The organism is Siphonobacter sp. BAB-5405, assembly GCF_002872335.1.
Classification (GTDB): domain Bacteria; phylum Bacteroidota; class Bacteroidia; order Cytophagales; family Spirosomataceae; genus Siphonobacter.
In genome coordinates this window covers 35,137-61,489 of sequence record NZ_NJAG01000015.1, presented here as the reverse complement: position 1 = coordinate 61,489, position 26,353 = coordinate 35,137, and the positions used below count along the sequence as shown (strand labels likewise).

Annotated in this window: 16 protein-coding genes and 1 pseudogene; 6 read left to right on the top strand and 11 right to left on the bottom strand. The window is 44.8% G+C overall.

Annotated features, from left to right (window positions below):
• The first annotated feature begins 176 nt into the window (after positions 1-176).
• The gene (locus BWI97_RS14010; RefSeq protein ID WP_102201422.1) at positions 177-446 is read left to right on the top strand and encodes a helix-turn-helix domain-containing protein; all 270 of its coding nucleotides are present in this window, start codon (positions 177-179) and stop codon (positions 444-446) included.
• A 1-nt stretch (position 447) separates the two neighbouring features.
• Positions 448-573 (top strand): hypothetical protein, encoded by a 126-nt coding sequence (locus BWI97_RS28915; protein ID WP_255402861.1) that lies wholly within the window; start codon positions 448-450, stop codon positions 571-573.
• 148 nt (positions 574-721) lie between these two features.
• Here BWI97_RS28915 and BWI97_RS14005 read toward each other — a convergent pair whose 3' ends face one another.
• From BWI97_RS14005 to BWI97_RS13995, 3 genes are all read right to left on the bottom strand, one after another.
• The gene (locus BWI97_RS14005; protein WP_102201421.1) at positions 722-1,357 is read right to left on the bottom strand and encodes a hypothetical protein; all 636 of its coding nucleotides are present in this window, start codon (positions 1,355-1,357) and stop codon (positions 722-724) included.
• Positions 1,358-1,691: 334 nt separating this feature from the next.
• On the bottom strand, positions 1,692-2,441 hold the full coding sequence (locus BWI97_RS14000; protein ID WP_102201420.1) for a response regulator: 750 nt from the start codon (positions 2,439-2,441) through the stop codon (positions 1,692-1,694).
• Positions 2,442-2,444: 3 nt separating this feature from the next.
• Entirely contained in the window at positions 2,445-4,178 is a 1,734-nt protein-coding gene (locus BWI97_RS13995; protein WP_102201419.1) for a sensor histidine kinase, read from the bottom strand.
• 435 nt (positions 4,179-4,613) lie between these two features.
• Between BWI97_RS13995 and BWI97_RS13990 the strand changes: the two genes are divergently transcribed.
• Positions 4,614-6,140 (top strand): type IV secretory system conjugative DNA transfer family protein, encoded by a 1,527-nt coding sequence (locus BWI97_RS13990; RefSeq protein ID WP_102201418.1) that lies wholly within the window; start codon positions 4,614-4,616, stop codon positions 6,138-6,140.
• 31 nt (positions 6,141-6,171) lie between these two features.
• A complete protein-coding gene (locus BWI97_RS13985; RefSeq protein ID WP_102201417.1) occupies positions 6,172-6,939 on the top strand; it encodes a hypothetical protein in 768 nt (255 codons plus the stop codon).
• A 405-nt stretch (positions 6,940-7,344) separates the two neighbouring features.
• Here the strand turns inward: BWI97_RS13985 and BWI97_RS13980 are convergent, their stop codons facing one another.
• Positions 7,345-7,548, bottom strand: a complete 204-nt coding sequence (locus BWI97_RS13980; RefSeq protein WP_102201416.1) for a hypothetical protein — start codon at positions 7,546-7,548, stop codon at positions 7,345-7,347.
• A 476-nt stretch (positions 7,549-8,024) separates the two neighbouring features.
• On the opposite strand from BWI97_RS13980, the gene mobF reads away from it, so the two are divergent.
• Together mobF and BWI97_RS13970 are read left to right on the top strand one after the other, a co-directional pair.
• Complete coding sequence (gene mobF, locus BWI97_RS13975; RefSeq protein WP_233207853.1) at positions 8,025-10,769, top strand: MobF family relaxase; 2,745 nt, start codon at positions 8,025-8,027, stop codon at positions 10,767-10,769.
• Positions 10,753-11,157 (top strand): hypothetical protein, encoded by a 405-nt coding sequence (locus BWI97_RS13970; protein WP_102201415.1) that lies wholly within the window; start codon positions 10,753-10,755, stop codon positions 11,155-11,157. Before mobF ends, BWI97_RS13970 begins: the two co-directional genes overlap by 17 nt.
• A gap of 107 nt (positions 11,158-11,264) precedes the next feature.
• Here BWI97_RS13970 and BWI97_RS13965 read toward each other — a convergent pair.
• The 7 genes and pseudogenes from BWI97_RS13965 to BWI97_RS13935 form a co-directional block, all read right to left on the bottom strand.
• A pseudogene (locus tag BWI97_RS13965) lies at positions 11,265-12,023 on the bottom strand (endonuclease/exonuclease/phosphatase family protein); the annotation flags it as partial.
• 57 nt (positions 12,024-12,080) lie between these two features.
• Positions 12,081-12,332, bottom strand: coding sequence for a hypothetical protein (locus BWI97_RS13960; RefSeq protein ID WP_102201413.1), 252 nt, complete (start codon positions 12,330-12,332; stop codon positions 12,081-12,083).
• 158 nt (positions 12,333-12,490) lie between these two features.
• Positions 12,491-13,102, bottom strand: coding sequence for a hypothetical protein (locus BWI97_RS13955; protein WP_102201412.1), 612 nt, complete (start codon positions 13,100-13,102; stop codon positions 12,491-12,493).
• 133 nt (positions 13,103-13,235) lie between these two features.
• On the bottom strand, positions 13,236-14,837 hold the full coding sequence (locus tag BWI97_RS13950; protein WP_102201411.1) for a T9SS type A sorting domain-containing protein: 1,602 nt from the start codon (positions 14,835-14,837) through the stop codon (positions 13,236-13,238).
• Positions 14,838-15,029: 192 nt separating this feature from the next.
• Positions 15,030-15,464 carry a hypothetical protein gene (locus BWI97_RS13945; RefSeq protein ID WP_102201410.1) on the bottom strand — a complete coding sequence of 145 codons (435 nt, stop codon included), beginning with the start codon at positions 15,462-15,464 and terminating at the stop codon, positions 15,030-15,032.
• 4 nt (positions 15,465-15,468) lie between these two features.
• Positions 15,469-20,178, bottom strand: a complete 4,710-nt coding sequence (locus BWI97_RS13940) for an RHS repeat-associated core domain-containing protein (RefSeq protein ID WP_102201409.1) — start codon at positions 20,176-20,178, stop codon at positions 15,469-15,471.
• A gap of 21 nt (positions 20,179-20,199) precedes the next feature.
• Positions 20,200-26,298, bottom strand: a complete 6,099-nt coding sequence (locus BWI97_RS13935; RefSeq protein ID WP_158242758.1) for a CARDB domain-containing protein — start codon at positions 26,296-26,298, stop codon at positions 20,200-20,202.
• Between the last annotated feature and the right edge of the window lie 55 nt (positions 26,299-26,353).

Sequence of the window (26,353 nt, the reverse complement as noted above, 5' to 3'; positions counted from 1 at the left end):
TACTCACTAAGCACTACTTTTTCTAACCTCGTTGATTATTAAATCGGGTTACAGATTATAAATCACTTCAATCGAGGAAGTTAATAGAAATTAGGACTCCAGCACTTCTCTAGTCAAATGCTTGTTGCGATGCGAGAGATTTTGTATGTTCGAATATCGCATTAGCAATCTTACCCATGCAAGTTATTTGCCTCGAAGAAGCCGCCTTTTACGAACTGGTTGATCAAGTTGTTACCCGCTTGAGAGAAACTTCGTCCCAAGTGAATAGTCGTTGGGTAGATGACAGCGAAGCCATGAGATTGCTTGGAATCAAATCGAAAACAACGCTTCAAAAGCTTCGGGATGAAGGGAAAATTCGATTCTCGCAGCCGCAGAAGAAGATCATTCTATACGATAGGCATTCCATTGATGACTATCTGAATAGTAATGCTCGCAATACGTTCTAATATGGAAGAATATCCCATCCATCCTGACTATATCAAAGGCTTCAATGACAGCTACCTGCTGGCCCAGCACTTGCCTGAACTGGCCGAGAAGTTATCGACCCTTCAAGGAAATAGTCCTCGCTTGTAAGGCATGCGAGAGGGCCGTCAACAGTATCTATCGGAACAAGTCAAAGCGAAAATGCCGTCCTGGCTTAAAGAAGATCGTCTTAGCAAAGGCAATCGTTCGTCGCCTCCTGATAAAAAACGGGATATAGACCCTCCATCCAAATAAGCTATTACTTACCTGGCAGGTCTTTACCCTTACTATTATTTGGGCGTATTCCGGGTAAATTAGATTCCTGAACTTTCGTATAGCTAAGTGATTGCGTAAATCTAAGGGAGATTGAAAATGGTTTCTTCTCTTTTGATGCTTCTTCACGTATGAAGGATGGCTTTTCTTTTTCTTCTTGCTGAAAGTTTCGTTTTCGCTGTATCATATAATCCTGAGAATAATTAATATCTTTTTTTACCTTCGACAACATCTCCATCTCCTTCTTTGATTTTCCCTCAAAGGGATTTGGATGAAGCGTATGTAGCGTCGCCTGACGCAGCTGTTTGGCAGTCTCATCGTCAAGGTCAAACTTTTCAATTAAATGCTCTACGCGTTTGTTTACATCCGCTTCAATAGTCTCCTTTTTCTTCTCTAGGTCATATACCACATGAGCTGGATTTATAGGTTTTACGGGCTTCAAAAATCCGGGAGGATTATACCTGGGTACAGGGGACTGAGGAGTATCCATCTCGCGAGGGGTTCGATCGAGTTGTTTATCCAGTACTTTAATCTTTTCACGGGCTTCTTTGGCCATTTCTTCTATAAATTCAAATCCTGCCGGAAATGCGTGTTCTTTGGAGGGATCTTCTGGGTTATCCATGCTAAAAAAGGTTTTAACGCTTGACATAGTACGTTTTTCTGGTAAGCTACAATCAGACTTTATGTATTTTACGGGGTGATGAATGGACTGTGAGACCTATCTACTTGAGACTGTGTTGGATGGCGATAAAGATCAATTTGAAAAAAATATCGCAGAAGAGCGTAACGAGGCCGTTAGTTGGAGGGCATTAATGGCTTCCACAGAAACTCCTTCTTGGGTCAAAAATCTTAAATCCTTTAAACCCTATACGGGTCTTTCCTATCAATTGGCACCTCTTACTTTTGCCCCCTTCTCTTCCTTTTTGGCAGAACCATCGGTAACCTTACCACGAAATCTACCGAGCTTTGATGATGCAGAACTGTTCAAGCAGTGATTTTCGTTTACCCGTAGGAATAGCAATACGATATCCGCTACATAGTACTTCGTCCCCTTCAATTCCGTTGACATGATCCAAGTTGATGCCTTCTGATTTGGACAAACGATAAAAATTGTCAGTCAAATGATGTTCAAAGAGGTAGCCAAGGTTTGCGTAAAGCTCCACCTTTCGATGCGGATGAATACGATGATACCCCTCTTCCGTTAGATGAAACCGGGAAGCGGGTCCTTTCGCTTCAATGTAAATAATTTCGTGATTGAAGACCCGGATGAAAATACCCCCGACTGACAAAAGGAATCCATCGCTTTTCTTCGTCGGATTCAAAAGCGGGTGTTGATAAAAGTTATGAATGGCCAATTCTATTTGAAGCGGTAGTTCCGCCATTCGAAACGGTTTGATCAGGTAGGCGGATGGATTAGTTTGCTTGGCCCGATGTAACACCTTCATATCGGAGTGAGCGGTCAGGTAAATGACCGGAATCGAATACTGACTTGAAAGTCGTTCCACGATCTCTATTCCATCCAAGGGGCCATTGAGCTGTATATCTACTAGTAGAATATCGGTAGGAGAGTTTTCTAAAATACCCAGGGCCTTTTCAAGCGTCCGAGCAATGCCGCTCACCTCATAGCCGGATCTAATTAAATTCTCACGGATATCGTGAGCTACCATTAACTCGTCTTCAAAAATAAGGATTCGCAGTGCTTCCATGCTTTAGCCATTAAAGGATAAACAAAACGTAGTTCCGGAGTGATGATGAAATTCGTACGCTCCATCCAGTTGTTCGGCTAGGATAGCAATGAGCCACATACCAAAGGATGAGGTAGTAGGATCCTCTGAAAAGCCAGGTCCGTTATCAGCGACGGTAAGCAAAACACATGATCCCTCGTGCTTACACGTAATGGACAGGGATGGAGTTACCGTATCGGTAAACGCGTATTTGCAAGCGTTGACGACTAATTCATTGATCATCAAGCCTAGAGGAACAGATCGATCGACGTGCAACCAGATGGGTTGAAGCTGGTAAACGGGTTGAAGCGTTCCAAAGCCGTACGTCTGTAAGATTCCATCTACTAGATCAGGTATATACGTGGCCAAATTCACCTTGACGAGTTGCTCTCCATCATACAGCTTGCGATGCAGCACGGCCATCGCCTGCACCCGAAGCTGGCTTTCTTCTACGGCTTGTTTAGCCATTGGATCCGAAAGCCGATTGAGATATAAACTCAGCAAGCTGGATACCACTTGAAGATTATTCTTGACGCGATGGTTTTGCTCGCTGACGAGTCCAGCGTTCCAGCGACTGATGCGGCGATTCTTTTGAAACAATCGAAAAAACACAACAGTGATGACTAACGTCAATAAAAGCAATATAGATATGAGTACGATGAATTGATTACGCCGAGCTAATTCATCGTTTTTTGACTGTAAGAGAAGTTCTTTTTTTTGCGTTTCGTATTCAATTTCTAACCGAGCCAAGGATCCATCCCGGTCAGTTGAAAGAGCGGCTAATTCATACGTATGCACTTTTTCCAAATGCTGAAAAGCTTCTTTCCACTGTCCTTTGCTTTGGGAGAGCTCCATAGACACCCTTTCCAGATCTATACTGTGCAAAAAGTCTAAGCGTTGATGCTCTTTGGCGAGCTTTTGAGCTTTCTGCAACGCTGCCAATGCTAGATCAAATTTTCCCTGGCGGGTGTAAATAGTTACCAACTTCAACTGCGTATTGAAAATGCCATTGTAATCGTGCTGCTTGGTATACACCGCAAGGGCATAATGGGCGTAGTGTAAGGCCCTCACTGGATCGCTTTTACTATATCTAGCAGAAAAGATCGTATAGACATTTGCAAGCTCACTAGAAGGTTCCATGGCACGGGCATATTTTAAGACCTCTCTTTCACAGTAATAGGCACTGTCTAAGTAGATAGCGGCCTTACGTTTATCCTTTTCTTTATAGCACTCATAGCCACGTTCATAAGCACCTGATAAAACCATGTGAGAAGATACCAAGCCTCGCAACGAATGGACATGCTGATGGTTGATCAAGGCCCGACGAGCGTATAGTCTGGCTTCCTTAAAATGATTAGCGATGTAATGATTTTCCGATAACCGGGTGTAGACCTTCCCCACGGCTTCGGAATATCCCTTCGGCTCTCTGATTCGTAAGCTTCGGAAAAACCACTGATTGGCAGCTAAGTAATCGCCGAGTGCGACGTAACGTTTACCAAGCAAATAACACACTTCACCTATTTGATCCGAGTCCTTCTTTGCTACTGCTTCACGATACCCTAATTGAGTATCTAGTAAGCGGGTATAATTTGTTTTTCCAATGATGGGCTTAACTCCTTTGGGGATAGCAAAAACCGCAGAATCCGATTGTCCATAGCTATCGTAAGGACAAAGGGAAAATACTACATAAATAAGAATTAAACGTAGAAAATAAACCACTAGCGGATGGGTAAATACCCTAGATAAGAGACATTACAAATAATTACAAATCACGAATACTGCCAAATAAATATACTTATTAAAATTTATTTAGTTATATAAAGTTTTGAATTAAAGTCACTTTTGTGAATGAATAAGCTATTGAATGATGGTTAATAGGTTTTTATTTAAGAGCTTTCTTTAAGAGAAAAGAAGTATTCGTTTGGTGGAAAGTGGCTTTGCTTTGGACTTCTCAGCGGCAATTAAAAAAGGGAATTATTTTGAGTATTTATAATCCCTTTATAAACCTATCCGCCATGCCATTCTACCGATCTATCGTTCGACTAAGGCTCTTTTTTTGTATGGTCGGTTCTGACCGCATGATCTTTTCCTCGGCGAATACTAATCACCAGTACTAATACTTTCCAGTACGTTTACGTAAGCCCACCCAAACCGATGAAGTACGTATGTGATCTCGACCAGCCCATCCTGACGCTGGACGCGTCAGCAGGACGCGGGTACTGGACCATTCGCCATGCCGTCGAAGGGGTACAAATTTTTGGAGGCATTGGCTCCGGCAAGACCTCGGGCTCGGGTAGAATGCTTGCACTCAAATACCTCAGGGCAGGCTTTGGCGGATTGGTGCTCACCGTCAAACCGGATGAAAAACAATCTTGGATCGACTACTGCCAGCAAACGGGGCGGAGCGGTGATCTCGTCATTTTGGAACCTGGCGGCCCGCATCGGTTCAACTTTCTTCGCTATGAGTCGGCTAAGTCCAGCGGTGGCAGTTCCCTCACCGAAAATCTGGTCGATGTCCTTAAGACCGTCATTCGAGCCGCCGAGGAAAAAGATGCGGGTAAAAGTGATGACGCCTTTTGGGAAACAGCCTTGGACATGCTCATGTTCAATGTCATCGACCTTTGTCAATTAGCATACGGCCATGTGTCCGTTAGTGATCTTTATAACATTGTTCAAACTATACCCAAGACCATTGAAGACTTAAAAACTGACGATGAGCACGGCGGTACCAAGCATTTTCATGAAGCCTTTGAACGGGCCAAATACCAAGTCAATGCCCTAGCTGAAGAGTGGTTCACAGGCTTGTCATTTGCTGAGCAGCAACGCTTACAACAGGAGCCAGAGGTTGAAATGGCACTTCTGGATGCTGTCCCTCAAGCCCGGCTTTTTAAATATATTGATCAATTCTTTGTGGAAAACTTTATTCCGCTCACGGATAAGACTCGCTCCATCATCGACTTTATTTTTTCAGGATTTCTTTTCCGATTACTTCGAGAACCGGTCTATTCCCTGTTCTGTCGGTACGATCAATCTACCATCACACCTGAAGATTCGCTTTCGGGTAAAATCATCCTCCTCAACTTGCCCGTAAAGGTTTATCACAAGGTGGGGCGGGACTGCCAGATCCTATTTAAGTACCTCTGGCAACGAGCCATGGAGCAGCGTGATCCGCAAAAGAATGAACGACCCGTTTTTTTATGGGCGGATGAAGCTCAGAACTTCATGCACGAACACGATGCCGATTTTCAAGCCACGGCTCGAAGTAGCCGGATTGCTACCGTCTATATTTCGCAAAACCTGCCCAACTATTACGCCTCTATGGGTGGAACGAAGGCTGAGTTCAAAGTCAAAAGTTTTTTAGGAACATTGGCTACTAAGATCTTTCATGCTAATGCGGATATTGAAACCAATAAATATGCTTCGGAACTCATTGGCGATGCTCTTTTTGAAGATCGTTCCGAAAGTATAACGGTCGCCCAAAATTTCTCTCAAACGCATTCACGATCCCTGAAGCTGGAACGGGTCGTTAGACCGGAAGGCTTTGTACGGCTTAAAACGGGTGGTCCCCTCAATGATTTCCGGGTGGAAGGCTATCTCCATCGACAGGGTGACAGTGTGTTCGGAAATGTCAACTACGTGAAGATGCGTTTTAACCAGCAATACCAGCCTACAGATTCATAAGTGTATCCTTTAACTACCTCATTAACTAATTATGAAAAAAAATCTTTACTACCGCAGTGTGTTTAAACGAACGTCGAACGCGAAAGGAGGTATTCTCGTTGTTATCCTACTCTTCTCTTCTTGGCCGCGATTGTTACTGGAAGTCTTCTTGCGGAGAAATATGGGCGAACGCTATTTTTCTTTTTCAACCGCACTTTCCATCACGGTAGCTTTATCTCTAATTCCTCCACTATTTGCTTTAATCTCAAGCAATGTAATCCCAAACTATGGATTTGTTTTTTTCCTGTTGACGTATGGCACTTGGTACGTATTCCTAGGATTTTTTGTTTTCATGGCCATCCAGCGACGTGAAGAAATCAAGCGACTACCCTCCGTTTTTGACTTTGCTCGTTTTAGTCTTTCCACCGGACAAGCACACCCTTTTTTTATAAAGTTTAAATGGAGAGGTCGTTCGGGTGACCGGCGAACGATTGAAACACTCCTTGAACCAGGCTTCTGTTTCTTGGTGGGTCTCGTCTTATGGTTCTTAGCTCAGTACATAGGAGCCGTTATCATGATTAGTAGTGTGATGTACGGCTTAAGTTACCGAGCTCTTTATCGGCAAGGGGATCACTTCATTATGGATAAAATTGATGAACGCATTAGTAACGAAGAGCTCACGAAAGCTTTCGTCGAAGGGCGACCTATGGATGAAACGCGGGGGTTTCCATTTTACGGACGAGGACCAACGGATCCCGACATGCGACGCGAGCTCGCCAGCTCATTTATGGTTGATGATGAGGTCGTCGATGTTTCGTGACTAGCCTTAGCAGTGCTAAGGGGAGATGTCTGATGCAAAAATGATTGATGGGGATTAACGACTCTGTGAGCACGGTCACCCTTTTCGCTACACTGCTTTGAGTTTTATGGTCTTTAATATCAAAGCAAATAAAGGGGCATATGTGGGGGCTAGCGAGAGACTAACGTTTTGTCAGCTAGCTCAGCTAGTGGTCGAACAGATTAGGCATGCAGGTAAGCGGTCCTCGTATAAATCTTCGACCAAGCGTTTGATAAGGCTCTATGAAGGACAATGGATCAACATGTCTGGCTGTGAAGTGTGCAGAATAAATGGCGTCTTTGTGGATCATTTCCATTCGAAAGAGACACGAAAAAGCCGGGCAAATGAACCTGCCCGGCGAAGTGATTAAGCTTTAACAGAAGACTGCTATTCTTTCGGTTTTACCTTGCGTACAACCAGCGGGATCTGCTGACCGAACAGATGAAGCGAGAGGTTCATGCCGTCATTGTCCAGATGAATCCAGGCAGCACCGGCTTTGTTCCATTCTTTCTGGTCACTGCCCTTTTTGTCCGTCAGGAAGTATACAGCGTGAGTTGGGTATTTCTTTTCGGTTGAGGTTTCTGTAGTCATCGTAAATCTCCTTTCAGGGTTGGTCGATGATGACAGCGAAAAATAGTGCAAAACAGACGGGACAGCTCCCCGGAGCGAAGCGGAGTCGTCAGATGATTTTTTACACCGTAAAAAATCAGTGATAAGCGTCGTCCCGTCCGGATTGCACTACGCTGACAGCATAGATCGACATACCCTGAAAGGAGATGCTCTCCCATGACGTTAAACACAAAAACGATAGAAGCTACTCTAATGATCGCCATACTGCCTGGTGGAACATCGCTTGTGAGTCAGCAAATGATCAACTAGCTGATTCGTTTAGCGAAACAGGGCTTTCGTATGACACTTCACCTACTGGTTTTCTGTTTTCCGCTGTGTTCTTTAGCTTGAGGCATTCGGTAGGCTATTCGACGGCTCGGCATTAAAGCTGTTGCTTCGTCGTTAAGGCCCGATGGAATTAAAAGCTGGTTTCAAGCTCCTATGGTAAGCTTACTCCCATGATCCGGATGATTCAGGCCAGCAACGCTGACCACGCCAAATCGTATTTCAGTCAGGCCCTCTCCAAAGCTGATTATTATATCAATGATCAGGAGATGAACGGTTATGTGCGGGGCAAATTGGCCGAACGATTGGGATTAATGGGTCCAGCTAGCAAAGAGTTGTTCTTTGCCTTGTGTGAAAATGTCAATCCAACGACGGGAAAACCCCTGACGCCTCGAACCAACGAAGAGCGACGCGTGGGGTATGATATTAACTTTCACAGCCCAAAATCTTTATCGATTCTGCACGCCCTAGCCAAGGACGATCACCTGCTCAAAGCCTTCGAGGCGAGTGTTCATCAAACGATGCTTGATATTGAAGCCGATAGCAAAGCCCGCGTTCGTAAAGAGGGTGAATACAGCGATCGATCCACCGGTGAACTGATTTGGGCGGACTTTATTCACCAGACCGCCCGGCCTGTTAATGGGCATCTTCCGGATCCTCACTTGCATGCCCACTGCTTTGTCTTCAACGCCACGTTTGATGAAGCCGAAGGCCGCGTCAAAGCAGGCCAATTCGGCGACATCAAACGCGACATGCCCTACTACCAGGCCCGATTTCACAAGTATCTTTCAGATCAGCTCATCGATCTGGGGTATGAGATTCGTCGAACCGAGCAATCGTTTGAAATTGAAAACGTCCCTGAAGAGGTCATCAAGCTGTTTTCCAAACGCACGGACGAGATTGGCCGGGTTGCCAAAGAAAAAGGGATTACGGACATCCACGAGCTTAGTGAACTGGGAGCCCGCACCCGCAGTAAAAAACAAGCGGGTGTGGGCATGAACGAGCTGAAAGCCGACTGGCGACGGCAAATCCGGGAGCTAAACCCGCAAGGGAGCCCGGATGACGGAGCCCGGATCATCCGGCACGCACCGGAGATGATCCGGGAGATCGTCCATGCCAAGGATTGCGTTGATCAGGCCGTGCTCCACGGATTCGAGCGGGCTTCCGTGTTGCCTGATCGCCGCCTATTGGCGAGTGCCTACCGGCAGAGCATTGGACAGCGATCCATTGCACTCGATGCTGTGGATCGCTGTCTCCAGGCCGATCCACGGGTCATCGCGATTGACGATGGGAATCAGAGGCTCCTAACGACCCGGCAGGTCATTGCCGAGGAACATCGTATGGTCAAGCTTGCTCGCAGTGGTCAGGGCAAACTCAGACCCTTGTATCTAGAAGCTCCCAAGCTTGCCCTGGACGGGAAGCAAGCTCAGGCCGTCGAACATGTCCTGACTACCTCGAACCGGGTTTCCATTATCCGCGGGGTAGCTGGTTCTGGTAAAACGACATTAATGCAAGAAGCCGTCAAGCACATGGAAGCTGCGGGCAAGACGGTCACCGTCATCGCTCCCACATCGGAAGCCTCGCATGGGGTCTTACGAAATGAAGGTTTTAAGCAGGCAGACACGGTCACGCAATTGCTCCTCGATAAAAAAAGGCAGGAAACCCTGGCAGGGCAAATTCTTTGGGTGGATGAAGCGGGGCTTTTGGGCACTCAGGACATGACCGCTCTGCTGGAACTAGCGACCCGGCAAAATGCCCGGCTTATCCTGGGTGGTGATACACGTCAACATTCCAGCGTGGTTCGCGGGGACGCCTTACGTATTCTCAATACCGTTGGGCGAATTCAAACAGCTGAGGTAACTAAAATTTACCGACAGCGTAACGAGGATTATCGATCGATCGTCACGGATCTGTCCCATGGGATGGTTGAATCGGCCTTCAAAAAACTCGATGGACTGGGGGCAATTACACCGGTTGATCCCCTGAACCCCACTAAGGAACTACTAGTGGACTATAAGCAGGCGATCAAAAACAAAAAGTCCATTCTGGTCATTTCTCCTACCCGTCAGCAGGCAGATGAATTAACGTTGAGCATCCGTAAGGACTTGCGGGAAGAAGGTCTTTTGGGAAAGAAGGAGGTCGTTGTGAATCGGCTAGTGAATCGTAATCTAACCGAAGCTGAAAAAGGAGATTGGTCGATCATTGAAGAGGGAAATATCATCCAATTCAACCAGAATCTTTCGGGCATTCAGCGGGGGAGTCGCTGGAGAGTCACGGAGCGTACGGATCATCACGTAAAAATTGAAAACAGTCAGGGTGAAACGCAAGTGTTACCGACCGACAAAAGCAGTTCCTACGAAATCTATCGATCCAAGCCCTTAGCCCTTTCCAAAGGAGACAGAATTCGTATTACCCGTAACGGTTTTGATGATCAGGACAAACGGCTCAATAATGGGCAATTGTTGGAGGTGGCATCCATCAAGAAAGACGGTCAAATTACTCTGCTAGGTTCAGGTGGTAAAACCCGCTATCAGGTAGGTAAGGAGTTTGGCCACCTTGCTCATGCGTATTGTGTAACCAGCCATGCCTCGCAAGGGAAAACCGTTGACGAAGTTTTCATCTGGCAGCCCGCTGGAACGTTTCCGGCAACGACCTCGAAACAGTTCTACGTTTCAGTTTCGCGTGGCCGAGATCGGGCTCGCATTTACACGGACGATAAAGAGACGTTATTAGGCTACGCCAAGCGGGTGGGAGATCGCACTTCTGCTTTAGAGCTGTTGAGAAAGCAGCCTCAAGCCCAGCAACTGGCCGAGCAAAACATCCGCCAGCAATTGCCAAGACAACCGATCAAGGACCCACTTAAGCAACCCGCTCCCAAACAAAAGCAGATCAGTAAAGACGATGGACCACGGATTTAAAACTCGCTTTGACCAGATGCGGGAAAACAACCCGGCGAGTTTAGAAGCCAAACAGCCGGGGCAGATTGTACCAAATCATGAGGAGTTTCACTCCATCGGCTACGCCCGTAACCTGTGTCTAGTTTGGCCCGATGGGAGACGTTATATTCTTAATTATGCTTATCTGATTGCCGCTGAGTTTTTACCCGGCCAGGATATGAACCAGATCCGATTGGAGTTTGCCTCTCATCAGGTGATCTTGAAAGGCTATGGATTAGAATCTCTTTTTATGCAATTGCTGGACCACTTACCTCGCATCGTTACAGTAGTCCATCCCCGCTATGTAAGCACAGGAATTGAGGGAGAATGTATAGTTATAGGCATAGAGGTTCAAACGGCAGCAATGTAAATACCAAGTTGAACTATTTGCCGGGTCGCTTTTATCAATGGAAACACTACAACAAGCCGATAGTTGTAGGTTAATGGCATAGTATGTTCAACTGTTAGAAACTACTTCTAGGGTAATAGAAACTCTGCAACTACGGCTGCATGATCAGATGTCTGATTGCGAGGGCTAGTAACTGTTGGGTAAGGAATCCATTTTGTCTTTGTGTATACTCCTCGCCGCTCAAGCCTAACGTTTTGTAGGTGGTGCTTTAAAGCTTCAGAGACAAACACATAATCTAATTGCTTCTTACTTGTCCCATAAGTGCCGCGTTGCGTTTCAGGAAGTTGTAAGAGCGTATTGTAAAGATGATTCTTATTTATTAAAGGAGCCATAGATGCACTGGAAGGATCCGAGTTTAAATCCCCTGCTACGATGACATAGTCTTTGGTAAGGTCATGCTTATCCAATAGTTCGACTACCCGTTCAGCTTGCCCCAGACGTCGTCTATTGCTCAGGGGATCAGATGGAGAGCTATAGCCCATCGACTTAAAATGATTGATTTTTAAGTGCAAAGCTTTTTGATCTGGAGCCTCAAGTTCTACTTCCAAGCAATCGCGCGAGAATGTTTTAACCGTTTTTCCATCATAAAGTGTTGTCTCGTGAATGTGACTGCAAAAGGACGTTACCGGAAGGCGTGAAAGAAACGCTACATCAATACCTCTTGGATCATTTCCATCAATCAAATAGACATATTTGTACTCTGCTTTGTTTGCTGGCTCTAAAAAGTCCTTGTACAGTAAGCCATCATGAAATTTTTGAAGTAGGTTACGATCCTCCACCTCAATTAAGCAAATGACATCAGCATCTACATCAGCAATTACTCTTGCCGTATTTTCAACAGCAGCATCAGAAAAACCCGTTCGAGTTAGTTCGACTCCGCCAAGTCAATCTTTTGCTCCAAGCACTGAAGCAGAATCGTGCTTACCACGCAAATCATTAATTGTCGCAAACCCTTTGAGTTTACTTTCTAGTTGTTTGATACGAGACTTGTCAAAAATATCATTTTTAAGTGCTTCCTGCAACTCCGAAACATACCCTAGCAACTCTTTGGCTTTAGCGGGGGTCTGTTCAAAAATTTTGGGACGACTAAACAAATTTTCACAGTTAAAAGTCGCAATACGTAGAGTATGAGGCATATTCTTATATGGATAGATAAGTAGCAAACGACTCAGTTTCAGACTATACTTTAAATATAATGTGGGGAATGATATTTTTTAATAGTTCCTTTTAGAATAGTTACTGAAATGGCTAAAGTATTATCTCTACTCATGGAGCGAGTGTGTTATTTTACAAATCATATAACTTTCTTGCCTAGTACCCATAAATAGACATTACTCTTTTTGTCTTTTTCAATGATTTCAATTTTTATATCAGAGGATAGATCTATTTTATTGGTTACAGTATTATTCTCTCTATCTATCTCAATATTATTGTTTGGGCCTAGTTTTATTATAATACCTGTACAGTAGCTTTTGCTTCTTAGTTTTTTTATTTTTAAAGTTATCTCAGGTGATAATACTAAATTCTCCTTTTTAATTGATGATAAATTCACTCCAATTAGATTGCGCTCTACTCTCGCAACAGGTTCACCATTAGGTTGATAGGCATGAGAACCACTCCACGCAACTGTGTTATATTGATAACGCAACATAGATCCGTTCCAAGCATGATTTTTATCCGGATAGTAAACAATATGCCCGTCCCATAATCTTTTATTCTCTTTATAATAAACCGTTTTGCCCTTAAAAGCAGCTGTTCCATTAGAATAATTAGCACGGTTACCATTCCAAGCAAGTTTACCATCCAGATGCTTTGCAAGAGATCCGTTCCAGGCCGTGTTACCATTTGGATATCGTAATATGACTTGCATCAATAAGCATGTGATTAAAATACTTAAAATTTTCATTGCTTTAAGTTAGTGATTGTCTCTCCTTTTGGAATTTAAACAGTTAGGAATATTGATTGCATTACTTCAAAGTGCCACAAATGCAGACACTCTTGAGTGAAGCATTATAAAAAATCGCTCTGACGCGGTTTCCTTATTCCTTAAGCATCCTGAACGTATATTGCTTATCCTGAATAGATACCCGTAAAACGTACACACCACGTGGCAGGACTGGTAACTCATCCAGTAAAATAGTTGATCCGTTGGCGTTTTTCAGGTTTTTCTTGTAGAGTGATTTTCCATCGCTTGAATATAATACTACCTGATCCCGTTCAGACGTTGGAGCAAGATTGACGAATTCTAACGTTAGGGTCTGCTTAAACGGGTTGGGATATGCTTTAACTGTAGGCTCAGGTCCGCCAGGGGTAAGCTGAACAGAAATGATGGAGGAATGGCTCCGAATACCGTCTTTATCCACCTGCACCAATCGGTAATAGAGGACGTTGGTTTTCAATTGCAAAGCTTCAGCATCCAGGTATTGGTAATTCCTCGTTTCACGGGACTCTCCGGCAGCAGTGATTTTGCCAAGATCGGTGAAATGCTTACCATCCAGAGATCGTTCGATTACAAAATGATCTGTATTCACTTCCCAGACGGTCGCCCACGAGAGGTAGACTCCTTCGATTGTTGGTTTTCCTTTAAAGAAGAGCCATCGCACGGGCAAGCCGGTTTCGGCCAGAATTTTTACGGAAGCATCAGCTCTTGATTTCATGGCCTCCTGGTTCCCCACCAAGTCAGTAGCCAGAGTAAAGAAGCCGTAGGTATTACCAACGGCCCCGGTAAATTGCGTTGAAGCCCTAGTTAAGCCAGATTTGTAGAGAGAGAATGGCCCGCTATTTTCAGACACATATAAGCTATACTCCCGAATGCCAACGCCGTGTAAATCGTCAGCTCCTTCCCAGGAAACGTTGAAGGAACGGGCATGAGCTTCCGCTGCCATGGGTTTGACCTTGCTTTGAGGCATACCTGCATCAATCGTGTTCTTCCACAGATTAGTGGCAATGATCTCTTCTACATCAAATATGATGCTGGCCCGGGCTGAAATGGTATCCTGGGTTTGACTATTGCTCAGAGGCAGAAGACTGAATGTAACATAGCCCTCACCATTGTGTTTCAGACTGTCATTGACGGGTAGAAAACCTGCGTTAGCCGGCAAGGTAGCAGCTAACCCCGTCGCGGGATCGATGCTTTGGAAAATCCAAAATGCCCGACGGTTGGTTACATCCAGGCCCGCTGTGACGTCAACAAATACACCGAGACTATCCCGCACATCCAGGCGATTAGTATAGACGCTGGTATTGGGCGGAACGGAAAAATTAAAACGGCCAAATCCAAAATCACTAACCCGGAGCGAAGATGGGTTTAATTTGGCATGGATGGGGACATAAATGGTGACGTTCTGAGCCGGAGCCGTGGCAAAATCTGGATCGTTTTCAAATAGCACCTTGTATTCCTGCGTCTGCTTGACCGACACCCAACGCCTTAAGGTGTCATAACCCGGACGGCCAATGATTTCATTGGGGTCTGAAGCACGAACCACTGGAATAGAAATGCCAGGAGGTAAGTTTTCTAAGCAATCGCCGCTGGGGCAACCGGGTTTACCCTCTGAATCTCCTGGATTGCAGGGAGGCTTCGTCTGGGGAAAGCAGATACCTAGCGACAAAAAAAACACTAGTATTCCATATAGATATTTCATTACGATTGAAATTCTTAATGATTATAGAATTACAGATAGAGGCATGTATAAATATGTTTATACATGACATAAATTATACTTATATTTTCATAATGAATTGATTGAAATATATTTCAATCAATTCATTATTTTTTATTTTAAAAATCTACCAATAAGAATTTACTGTACCACGCATAGTACAAAACATTCAACCTAAGTATCTTCTAATTCCATTTTCCTAACGAAGTATGTTTGCTGAGCCACTTCATCTCTATTTATAATAATATTTTCATATGAGTTCATATCAAAACAAAGCTCATAATAACCAAATATAGATTGAATAAAAGGATATATCATTTCATTTTTTTCTATTAATCTAAAGTGCCAATTTGGGCTTATATTATGATCAATTATCTCAAATAATTGACATGGACATAGAGTTATAAATCCATCATCATCTATTAAATAAGCCTGATAGTTTCTAAAAATTATCAATCCCATAACCAGGTAGGTAGAACCAACTTTTATTTCATTATATTCACTATATTCAGAAACTCCAAATCTTCCAAATTCACTCGGATTACCTAGGGTGCTGTACTCAAACTCCCTAAGGGCTTTACCTGTATTAAATATGCAACGAACTTTCATGAGATTACTTGAATTTAAAATCGTCAACTGCTTTCAGAACTCCATTTTCTATCTTTCCTACATAATGTATGGTAGTTTTAGTTCCGTCCAATGAAGTGTGAGTATATTGCATTTTATCCCAACCTAGCCAACGCTCATCTTTTAGCCCCTCCATTACTTTATTACCAAGTTTAGGATTAGACATAATTTCCTCCATTGCCAACTTTTCTGTGAGATTTACTGGTTCTGTTCTTCCAGTAGAACCCAAACCCAAAGGTTTAAGACTTGATTTAGCAGCAATATTAGCTGCTTTCCTTGCTATTGCAAGTCCTCCCAAATTCAATGCAAGATCTGCCCCAGTTGCTACTCCTTGTAAAAATTCGCTGCATGGATTAATTTTACGGGCTATATCATTAAATAGTGCCCCAGTACTTGGCCCTTCACTATCATTGACAGCATTCCAAAAATTCGCTAAATTTGCAGCTAAGCCATATGTAGAATTAACTAATATAGCACCCCCTAAGATCAGTCCTCCTCCAGTAGAAGCTAATCCAATCCCACCAACAATTCCTCCTATATTTCCAACGATCCCAATGCCTGATGCAATTGCTTGGCTTACTCGAATTGTTCCTAATGGATCCGTTGCATTAATGGTGTTATTATTAACATAAGCATAATTGTTAAGCCCATCGATATACTCTAGCGGATCCCTCTGAGCAAAACGTCCCAAGATCGGATTTAACTCTCGATTCCGATAATGATAAGTTTTAAAAGCAAATTCGTAAGGTCTTCCCGTATATAGCAGATTATTAATGGAAGAAGCTGCTAGCTCTACATCTGCTGGACTAAAGACATGAGGAGTGCCAAATGGGTCGTAGGTATAATATTCCAGTAAATTTCCCGAGCCGTCAGTTATTGATTGAACCGTATTGAGATCGTCGGTCTGGTAGAAGTAGTCTTTGCCTGCGGTGTTGCTGTAGAGTATTTGATCAATCCCGTCTCGATACACATAGGTTTTGGTTGACGTACCTGTCACTTCCTCAATTACTTGATCTAGATCGTAGTAATATTGGGTGGTCATACCGTTTTGGGTTCGGCTGATGCGGCGTCCTAGGGCATCATAAGCATATGTTATCCGATCCGTTCCCTTCTGGATGGAGGTGACCCGGTTTTCAAAGTCATAAGTATAGGTATTGAGCCCATCGCTAAGCAGGTTCCCATTTCGGTCATATACCGGAGGAGCGTTGCTGCCATTTGTATTGATGGCTGTGTATTGGTTGACGTAGTTGGACGAATAGGTCTTCTCCGTCGAGCCTTCTACTGCTTTAGTTCGATTGCCTAAAGCATCGTAGGTGTATTGAAAATTCAGGTTAGGGCTGAGCTGATTGTTACTATACTGCCCAACTTTCGCACTGATTAGCTGAAAATTGGCATCATAGCCGTACTGCTCTGAGCGGGTGGGTTTATGCACTCGTTCCGTTAATGTTCGTTGATCCGCCGCGTCGTATTGATAGCGTAGATTTAACTGGGACGCAGGCGTTGCCGTCAGACTCAACAAATTGTTCATCTTATCGTAGCTGTAGCTGGCGGACGTTCCGTTTTGAAACGTTTTCTTCATTAGTCGATCCGCTCCGTCGTATTGCAAGCCAGCCAACGAAGCCCCATTTTTCTTGATGTCGAGCAGTCGATCCCGCACATCAAGCGTCCATTCGATCTTCGTTCCTCCGGGGTAAGTTATAGTCTTCGTCTTCCCAGAAGGGTTGTGGGTATAAGTCGTCGCCTTACCATTGTTATCTTCTTTTAGCAACCGCCCAGCAGCATCGTAGGAGAGTGTGATGATTGCATTCGCGTTAGCCGCTTTGGTGAGAAAGCCAGTAGCGTCATACGTCAGGGTTTCCTTGACATTGCCAGGGTATTGACGTTCAGTCATTCGTCCCAGAGCGTCATAGGTATATTGAATCTTGGTCCCGTTACCCGTCGTTTTTTCGATTAACCGTCCAGCTGCATCGTAGGCAAAGCGTTTGGTTGAACCATCTGCATAGGTTTGCAAAGCAACCTGGTTGCGAGCGTCGTACGTATAGGACGTTGCATTCCCCTTGGCATCCAGAATATTGACCAAATTGCCTTTTGCATCATAAACAAAGCGGTTGGGGTGCCCCAAAGGATCGGTCAAGGTCGTGGTCCGATTGAGTTTATCATACACCAAGAGCGTCACATTCCCTTTCTGGTCAATCTCTTTAATCTTGTTGCCATTGGCATCATAAGCCCGCTGAATCGTCGTTTGATTGGGAAAGGTGGTTTTAATTAGCCGGTCATTGGCATCGTATTGGAAGGAGGTACTATTGCCGTTACCGTCTTTTTCTGTGAGCACATTACCGTTGGCATCATATGTATAGGCAATGATTGCCCCCAGTTGATCCGTTGTCGCCAACAGCTGACTATTGTCATCGTAAGTATGCGTTTCGAGTTTGCCATTGGGATGAGTAACTGTTTTTTCGTTTCCTAAGGCGTCATATGTATAGGCCGTTACTTCATTCAGAGGGTTTGTCACACGCATCAGACGACCCAGGGCATCGTAGTTATAGGTAGTGGTACGGTTCAACGGGTCTTTTTCCGACGCCCTATTTCCCATTGCATCATACGTGAACGTCGTTACTCCACCCAACGCATCGGTGAGTGTTTTACGTCGATTGAGTTTATCGTAAGTGGCCGCGGTGATACGGTCTGTTTTGTCTTTTACCGATAGACGGTTGCCTACCGCGTCATACGCATATTCTTCCGACTTTTGGAAAGGGTCGGTCGTTTTTACGAGCCGTTGCAAGGCATCATATTGGTAAGTCGTCGTGTTCCCATTCGGATCAATCTCGGCGATGCGGTTTCCCATCGCATCGTAACTGTAGGTAGTAACGCCACTCAAAGCGTCGGTAACTTTAATCAGACGATACAGGTCATCATACGTGAATCGGGTGATGTTACCATTCTTATCCGTTTCACTGGTTTTATTGCCGGCTCCGTCGTACTCGTAGAAGACCGTATGTCCCAAGCCATCCGTGATTGATAAAGGCTGCTTACGACTGTTATAGGAATATTGGGTGACACTTCCCCGGCTGTCAGTTTCCCTGATGAGGTTGCCTTGCCCATCATATTCGGACAGCGTACTGTTTCCCATCGGAAATGTGGTTTTGATGCGCCTTCCTAACCCATCATACTCGTATCGCGTGGTTTTTCCTAAGGCATTCTTTTCTGATTCCAGCAGACGAAGCTTGTTATAGGTATACGTTGTCACTTGACCTAAAGCGTCTGTCATTTTGATCCGCTGATTCAGAGCGTTGTAGGCGTAAGAAGTCTGGTTTTCATTCGCGTCGGTTTCCGTCAAAAGGTTGCCGTAGCAGTCATACGTGAACGTCCGAATACCGCCTTCAGGGTCGGTTGTTTGCGTCAGCAATCCAGCAGCATTGTAGGTATAGCTGGCGGTTGCATTGTTAGCGTTCGTATAGGACTGGCGGTTACCTTTGGCGTCGTAGGTAGATTTTTCAGTACTGCCTAGCGGCTTACTAATGGTTAGTAAGTGACCCTTAGCATCGTATGTATAAGTGGTTTTGTTGCTCTTTTTATCCGTTATACTGGTAACTCGATTTAAAACCGGATCATAGGTATAGGAAGTCACATGGCCAGCCGGATCCGTTTCTTTCAGTACATTTCCTCTAGCGTCATAGGCGTAAAGGGTTGCTTTCTTGTTGCCATCCGTCAAACGAATGATGTTGTTATTGGCATCGTAACCATATTCGAGATGATAGCCACAGCAATTCCCATTTTTTTCAGTGACGCGGCCCTTTTCATCAAAGGTGTAAGTGGTCACTACATTCTGTCCGTTGACCTGTTCGGCGACGAAGGTTTTAAACTGACGAGATAGATAGCTGAAGGTGTGGCTGGTGGCACAGGAAATCACTCGGGAAACGGCCCCATTACGGTTATAAAGGAAACTCATGTTATTTCCTCCTTCGTCCGTATATCCCGTGATGCGAGCAGACGTATCCGCGTAATAACGAACGTAATCACCGATAGGATTCGTTACCTTGGATGGGTTACCATCCTGGTCATATTCGTAAGTCAACTTACGTTCAGGCGAACAGGTACGATCCTCGATTGTCGCCAAACGTCCCTGCGTCCAGGTAAATTGTAAGGTATGACCCGAGGAATGGGTAAGTGACTGTAACAGGGTATCCGAATAAGCTAGATTAATCTGATTGCCATCCAGATCCTGCATTCGGGTCAGTCGTTTATGACGGGAATTGTCGAAGTAATACCGTAGTCCTTCTTTGGTTTCGACGTAGAATTTACCCGATTCATACTCTCTCAATACGTCGTAAATGCCTGTCGGGGAGTTGTAACTAGCACCTGCTTTCAAATAAAAATCCCGACGACCATCGGCTTGTTCAACCCAAATTCCTTTTGGATCGGGGTAATAGGCCATATTGTAAGTGAAAGTCCAGCCTTTCCCTAAACCCCAGTTCCGCGAACGACGACTGACGTTGTACGAAAACGTAACGTCAATGGGCATACCCTGAGCGAGTATACTGACATCGGTTCGACGGTGGTAAAGATTACCCGTATAGCTATTGACTTCAAAACCATTGGGGACCGGAACCGTAGGCCGGGTCCGGTTCTGTGCCAACAGCTCAGGACTGGCAAGGCCCATGAAAAGAAAGCTTGCGACAAACAGCAGGCGGACCATAGACGTTGGGGGTATAGACAATTAATCGGTGATTACAATATCAATGGACGGAATAGTACGATTATTCGAAACCGTATAAACCTTGAAAAAGCCTTTGGCTCCGGGTCGAAGAATGCCTGGAGGCCCTCCCTCTTCCTTGAACTCGAGTACCAGCTCGCTGTTGTTCGCTTTTAACTGATCGACCGAAAAGGCAACCGGGTTATTCTCATTCAAGGAGAGTAGGTATTTTGTAGGAACTGGGATATCCACCGATCCATTATTCTGATAGCTAACGATGAAGGACGTTACTGCTGCAAAACGGACACTCGCCGGAGTTAAGAGTTCGGTTTCAAACTGATCTTCAAATCCGACGTTTGTAATGGAACACACAAAACCAGATCCAACCGTAGTGCCAGCATTGGTGGACGTAAAGAGATTACCCGTTCCTTGTGTAATGGTGAAGCTCTTTGGCAACACAGCAGTAGTCCCGCCAGCTTGCACGGCCTCTACATCGTATAAGCCAAGGGGCTTGTTGAGCAGATTGAATGTGACGTAAACCAGCGTCTGATCTATGTACTGTATGCGATACGCCGTAATGGACTCCGAGCCGCCTTTCCTAAGTCGGAAACTGGTATGAGAATCGAACCGAGCACCAGTGATTTTCAAGGTCGCTAAACCCGTGTTTCCGCCTTGGTTAGCATCGACCGTTTTAATTCCAAATGGAATGATTCTCGCAAAAAGTGAAACGGGTTGATTTTGTGCCGTCGAATATCCACCGGTCACTAACAAGTAATACGTTCCAGCCTCCAAAGACGGTATTATTAATTCCTGATTAGCCAGGAAAGGTGTAGCCCCGCTGTACTCATATTGATTAACGGTAGGCATGCTTCCCTGACGGATAAAAAGCCGGTTGATGGCACCTTTCGTTGAATCTCCTTTTAAGGTCAAAGCCAAGGTTTCACCTGCTAGAGAAGCCGGAATTTCAACCCGGTAATACAGCGGAGCCGTCGCTGGTAGCGTTGCAGCTGTCAAGGTATTTAAGCGTAATTCTTTGACAGAGACGGCGAAGGTGTTGGTTGATACCGCCTGATTGTTGGTTTCATTTTGCTCAACAATAGTATTGAGAATGTCCGTTTTGACAATGGCGTAATACTGGCCAGTAGGCAGGTTTGCTAATGGTTTTTCCAGCGTATGAACAGTACTCGCTTGAGCCGAAAGGTTAATTACACTTTCTAATGTACCTAGTAATACATCTGTTGCATCCCAAATCCCATCTTGTGAGATATATACTGCTTCACGAAGGATTCCCTTGGAAGCATTCGTTCCGATGTTGTTGAGCGTCCAACGAATAGCGATTTTTTCTCCTGCAAAAGACTGTCCACTGGGCAGTGTTACATCCTTAACGATGAGATCGGAGGGTTGCTGCTGGTTAATAAACAAATTTGCATGAACCACATTGTTATTTTCATTACCTCGTTCAAAGACGGCGTTCGTGGCATCTGTTTTAAAGAGCAGGTAGTAATTTCCATTCACATTCGCAGGGATAATGAACTGTAGTGTATCTATGTATTCTGTTCCTGCTGCTAATGTTGCTGAGTGTGAGCGAGACCCCAACAGTAGATCATTCGTTCCTAACTGCGTATCGGTAGACAGATAGAATTGATCAATCCACGTCTGAGCTGGTGTCGAACCCAGACCGTTATTTTTTACCTTGTAACGAATTGTTAGTGGCTGAGCAGCGATAGCATTGGCAGGAGGTGCTAGCAGCGTAGGAACCAAGTCCACGGGTGGAGGTGTCACAACGGGAATGCTTGTATTCCCGTTCGCTAAACGCATGGTTTGACTGTTATTAGACCGGTTCGGGTCTGCTAACTGTTGCTGACGATCCGTGACAACGATGAAGAACACGTTTCCGCTGATATCCTGTGGTAGCGTAACTGTTAGGTTACTGGTATAAGAACTACCTGGCGTTAAAGGAGAAATAACTGCAATACTTCCCAACAACGCATCCGAAGCATCCCACGTAGCATTCGTACTCAGGTAAACGGCATCTGACCACGTTGGAACTGCAGTTGGGCTTGCACTATTATTTTTAACCGACCATTGTACATTCACAGTCTGACCTGCGATAACAGTAGAATTAAGAATAGAGGCTGTTGATACAGCCAAGTCCGTAGCAGGTAAGGTTACGAGTTTAGTGGGGGTGCTCGCTAGCTTTTCGTTATTCGCTTTAGATCCATTTTCAAAAATAACCTGATCAATATCCGATCGAACGGCAATGTAGTAGGAACCAGCCGGGAGGTTACTGGGACTGGAGAAACCGGTTTGCTGGTTATACGATTGTCCACTCGTGAGACTACGGCTCTGATGAGTAGTGCCGAGTAGAACCCGAGTGGATTCATTGAGAACGGGCGTAGGCGACAAGTAGATCGCATCTGTCCAGCTTTTATTAAGCAGGGCTCCAGCTCCATTGTTCCTAACCGTATACCGAATAGTTATTGGTGTCCCCAGCGTATCTACGGAAGGCGTTACGAGCGTCGTTACTTCCAGATCAGCCCACGAAGAAAGGGTAAGGGTAAGAGGAGCCGTGACAAGGTTATTCGTTTCAATACGTTCAAAAATGGTGTTGGTAGCGTCACTTACCAAGATCAGGTAATACGTTCCAGAAAGGTACGGAGGTAAAATGGCAGAAGCATTTTTAGTATATTCTCCGCCTGGGTCAAGCAATTGATTAGAAGGATTTTCAACTAGTAGCACATCGGATGCTGGATCAAAGGTTTGATCTTTGGACAAGTAAATTCGATCTATCCATTGCCCGGTATAAAGAGTGGCGGCACTTTCGTTTTTTACTTTCCATTGCAATGCTATGGTTGTTTCTGAAGCAGCGGTAGAGGGGCTGGATAGGCTTTCTGGTTTCAAGTCCGGATTCAAAACCTTGATTTTACCTGTTGCGAGGGCAATATTATCGGACTCATCCGTATTTTCATAGACTTGTTTGTACAGGTCGGCTACGACGAATAGATAATAGTCCCCTTCTTTAAGATTGAGTGGAATCTGGACATTCTGCTGCGTTTGAACGCTGCTGAGTGAAAATAGGCTATCCCGTCGAGTCAACTGAGAAATTAAACGTGCGGAGGTAGCATTGAATGTTTGCTCCGATGAAAGATAAACTCCGTCCGCCCAGCTTGGTATAGCCGTTAGAGCCCCGTCATTAGCCGTTGTCCAATTGACTGTAATAGTTTGACCTGCTGATGCTTGCGTGACTGAGCTGCCAACGTTATTAACGACCAAATTGGGGTTCGGTCTTTGAATAATTGTCATGGCAAGACTACTTAGACTATTATTGTCTTCCCGGTTGTATTCAAAAACCCCATTGTAGCGATCCGTCACCACATGAACGTAATACAGGCCTGAGAGATCCAGCGGTAGTTTTAGCCTTTGGGTTACCTGATAGGAACCTTCTTTATTTAGCGAACCCTGCCTGCTATACGTATACAGAATTTTATCTGTAGTTACATTAACCGTTTGTTCTTTGCTGATAAACACTTGATCAGTCCAGCTGGTTGCGGTTGTAGGTCCTGTCCCTTTATTAGAAACCGTGTATACCAGTGTGACTTCACCACCAGAAAAAGCATTCAACGGCGAAACCGTTACGGCCGTCACTTGCAAGTCTGGTGGAGGTGCTAAAGAAATCTTTAGCGTGGAGCTGATTTTTTGATTATTCGTCAGGCTACTTTCTCGAATGGAACGGGTAGCATTAGCAGTAACAATGATATAGTAATCTCCTTGTACGGCCTGCGGAATTTTAAAGCTTAGATTAACCGCCCGGTATGATTGCCCCGCCGATAGAGCGGTTAAATTAGCAACTCTGCCCATTAAAAACTTTTGCGTGCTTTTATCCAGATCAGGCTGATCACACAAATAGACTTCATCAAACCAAGAACTACTAGTTCCCCCTTTTCCCTGGTTTTTGATCGTCCAGTTAACCGTCAATTCTGTTTCTGAAATCGCTGTAGTTGGAGCAGACATAGACTCTACCACTAAATCGGGCAGTTGACTTGTCTGGAAGGACCTAACAGGGCTCGTTAACTCTTTACAGTCACGTTTAGCAACCACCTGCCATTGATAGGTTTGGTTATTGCGGATCAGATTCGTATCAGAAACGACGTGATTAATCGTGCTGATATTGGCAATAGTAGGAACCGTTGGTTTGGAGGAATTTTTAGGCCAGATATACAGATCATAAAGTGTAGCCTTGGCTATAGGAGACCAGGTAAAAGCTACAGGCATGGATAAATTCGTTTCATTATCCTGTGGAAGCAGGTTTTGAAAACTACCCGTCAGAGATTCATTGAACACATTTACAGCGAGTGTTTTCATGGAGTCACTTCCCGCACAGACGCCAGTATAGTTAACCCGGATCGTATGCAGGCCAGGCGTGGCCCACTGAATCGTAGATGTAGTACCATTAGACTGCAAGCTGCCTCCACCAGAAAGAGACCACTTATACAGCCCCGCAGTAGCATCTGCGTTTTTCAAAGCGTAGGTTTTAACGCCTATGCAGGAAACCGTATCTCCTGTTACACTAAATACGGAAGGCACGCGGCTAATACTTAAAGGGATGCTGTTCACAGTACTAATCCGAACGGGATTACTGGAGGTAATCCGAATGCGGTAATTGCTGCCCGGTGGCATAGAATAAGGAATGGTTCCAACAATGGTTCCAGACGAAGTGCTCCGAAAGGTGCCTAAATTTTGAGGTGATGAAAAGTCGCCTTTCGCATCTGACAGCTGAGCCGTAAATACATTACCTTCCGAAAACGGACTATTGACAGTAAAAGGAATGGAAACCTGCTTGCCTATGCAGAGCACCGTTTCGAGTACTCCCATGGTAACAAAGACCCCTGTTGGTGGCTCTACGCGGAATGTACTCCGATTAGTAATCCCCCATTGTCCTTGCTTATTTTTAGCTCTCACGTAGAGCATATGATCACCTAAGGCAAGATTCTGAGCATCAATTTCAAAGACCAAAGCATCAATAGTTGTTGCAGGGGTAAAGGCGAGCTGTTTTCCTTTTCCAAAGCCAGGGTCTTGATCCAGAAAATATTCGACCTGTGTAATTTCAGAAGGTGGCTGCGTCTGAGGGAAATCCTGCTTGTAAAAAGATCGGACATTCGTTTGGCTCCAGCTTCCATTTTCGTTTTTGATGCGGGTGTAGAGTTGATGGACACCACTGGATAAGCTTGAAACATCAACCGCAAAGTCTACACTGGTGGAGGTAGTACCGCCAGGTAGGGAAATGACTTTTGCCTTACCAAAGCCTGGGTCTACATCAACAAAATATTCGCCCTGAAGGATTTTAGGCAATGTGCTTGTGGGGGCAAGGCTGACATCTTTGTAAAACGTACGATTAGCCGTCTGTCCCCAATGCCCCGTGGCATTTTTAAAGCGTGTATAAAGTCGATGAAATCCTGGCGATAGGCCACTGAGGTCACAGATTAGCGAAACATTGTTAATATCTATACCACGCGTAAAGGAAATGGATTTCCCCTGACCAAAGCCCGGATCCTGATCGATGAAATACTCACCTGCAACAAGCGGAACTAAAGTAGAGGATTCTAAAGATACATTTTCCTTATAAAAGGTTCGCATTTGCGTAAGGCTCCAATGCCCTTTGTTGTCTTTAAAACGAACATACAGGCGATGAAAGCCACTGGGTAACGTTGTGAGATCAAACGTCAAAGACGTTCGGCTAGAGTCCGCCACTGAGGTAATGGATACATTCTTGCCCTTTCCAAAACTCGGATCTACATCAATAAAATATTCGCCCTGGATGATTTTAGCGGATGTGAGAGCTGGGGTGTCAAACGTTTCCTTGTAAAATACACGCGTTTGAGTCAACGACCAGCCGCCCTTGGTCACAGTCACAGCTCCCTCATTTACCTGGTAGGGTTTTACTTTTGACCGCACATATAACGTATGAAAGCCTGTCGATAAGTTTTTGACGTCCACCGAGAAGTTGGCCGTGATGTCTTGACTAGCCGTAATAGAAACGGGGGCGGCTTTACCGAATCCTGGATCTTTATCAACGAAATACTCAAGTTGCGAGATTTGTTGGGCACTTAGTCGAAAGGGTAACAAACAGCATAGCAATGCTATCAACCTAATCCCATAGGTATATAGTAGTCTCATACCA

Coding starts and splice junctions, on each gene's coding strand:
- BWI97_RS28915 (WP_255402861.1), top strand. CDS start 448: ATGGAAGAATATCCCATCCATCCTGACTATATCAAAGGCTTCAATGAC.
- BWI97_RS13970 (WP_102201415.1), top strand. CDS start 10,753: ATGGACCACGGATTTAAAACTCGCTTTGACCAGATGCGGGAAAACAAC.
- BWI97_RS13940 (WP_102201409.1), bottom strand. CDS start 20,178: ATGGTCCGCCTGCTGTTTGTCGCAAGCTTTCTTTTCATGGGCCTTGCC.
- BWI97_RS14010 (WP_102201422.1), top strand. CDS start 177: ATGCAAGTTATTTGCCTCGAAGAAGCCGCCTTTTACGAACTGGTTGAT.
- BWI97_RS14000 (WP_102201420.1), bottom strand. CDS start 2,441: ATGGAAGCACTGCGAATCCTTATTTTTGAAGACGAGTTAATGGTAGCT.
- BWI97_RS13960 (WP_102201413.1), bottom strand. CDS start 12,332: ATGCCTCATACTCTACGTATTGCGACTTTTAACTGTGAAAATTTGTTT.
- BWI97_RS13950 (WP_102201411.1), bottom strand. CDS start 14,837: ATGAAATATCTATATGGAATACTAGTGTTTTTTTTGTCGCTAGGTATC.
- BWI97_RS14005 (WP_102201421.1), bottom strand. CDS start 1,357: ATGGATAACCCAGAAGATCCCTCCAAAGAACACGCATTTCCGGCAGGA.
- BWI97_RS13985 (WP_102201417.1), top strand. CDS start 6,172: ATGAAAAAAAATCTTTACTACCGCAGTGTGTTTAAACGAACGTCGAAC.
- BWI97_RS13945 (WP_102201410.1), bottom strand. CDS start 15,464: ATGAAAGTTCGTTGCATATTTAATACAGGTAAAGCCCTTAGGGAGTTT.
- mobF (WP_233207853.1), top strand. CDS start 8,025: ATGATCCGGATGATTCAGGCCAGCAACGCTGACCACGCCAAATCGTAT.
- BWI97_RS13980 (WP_102201416.1), bottom strand. CDS start 7,548: ATGACTACAGAAACCTCAACCGAAAAGAAATACCCAACTCACGCTGTA.
- BWI97_RS13955 (WP_102201412.1), bottom strand. CDS start 13,102: ATGAAAATTTTAAGTATTTTAATCACATGCTTATTGATGCAAGTCATA.
- BWI97_RS13990 (WP_102201418.1), top strand. CDS start 4,614: ATGAAGTACGTATGTGATCTCGACCAGCCCATCCTGACGCTGGACGCG.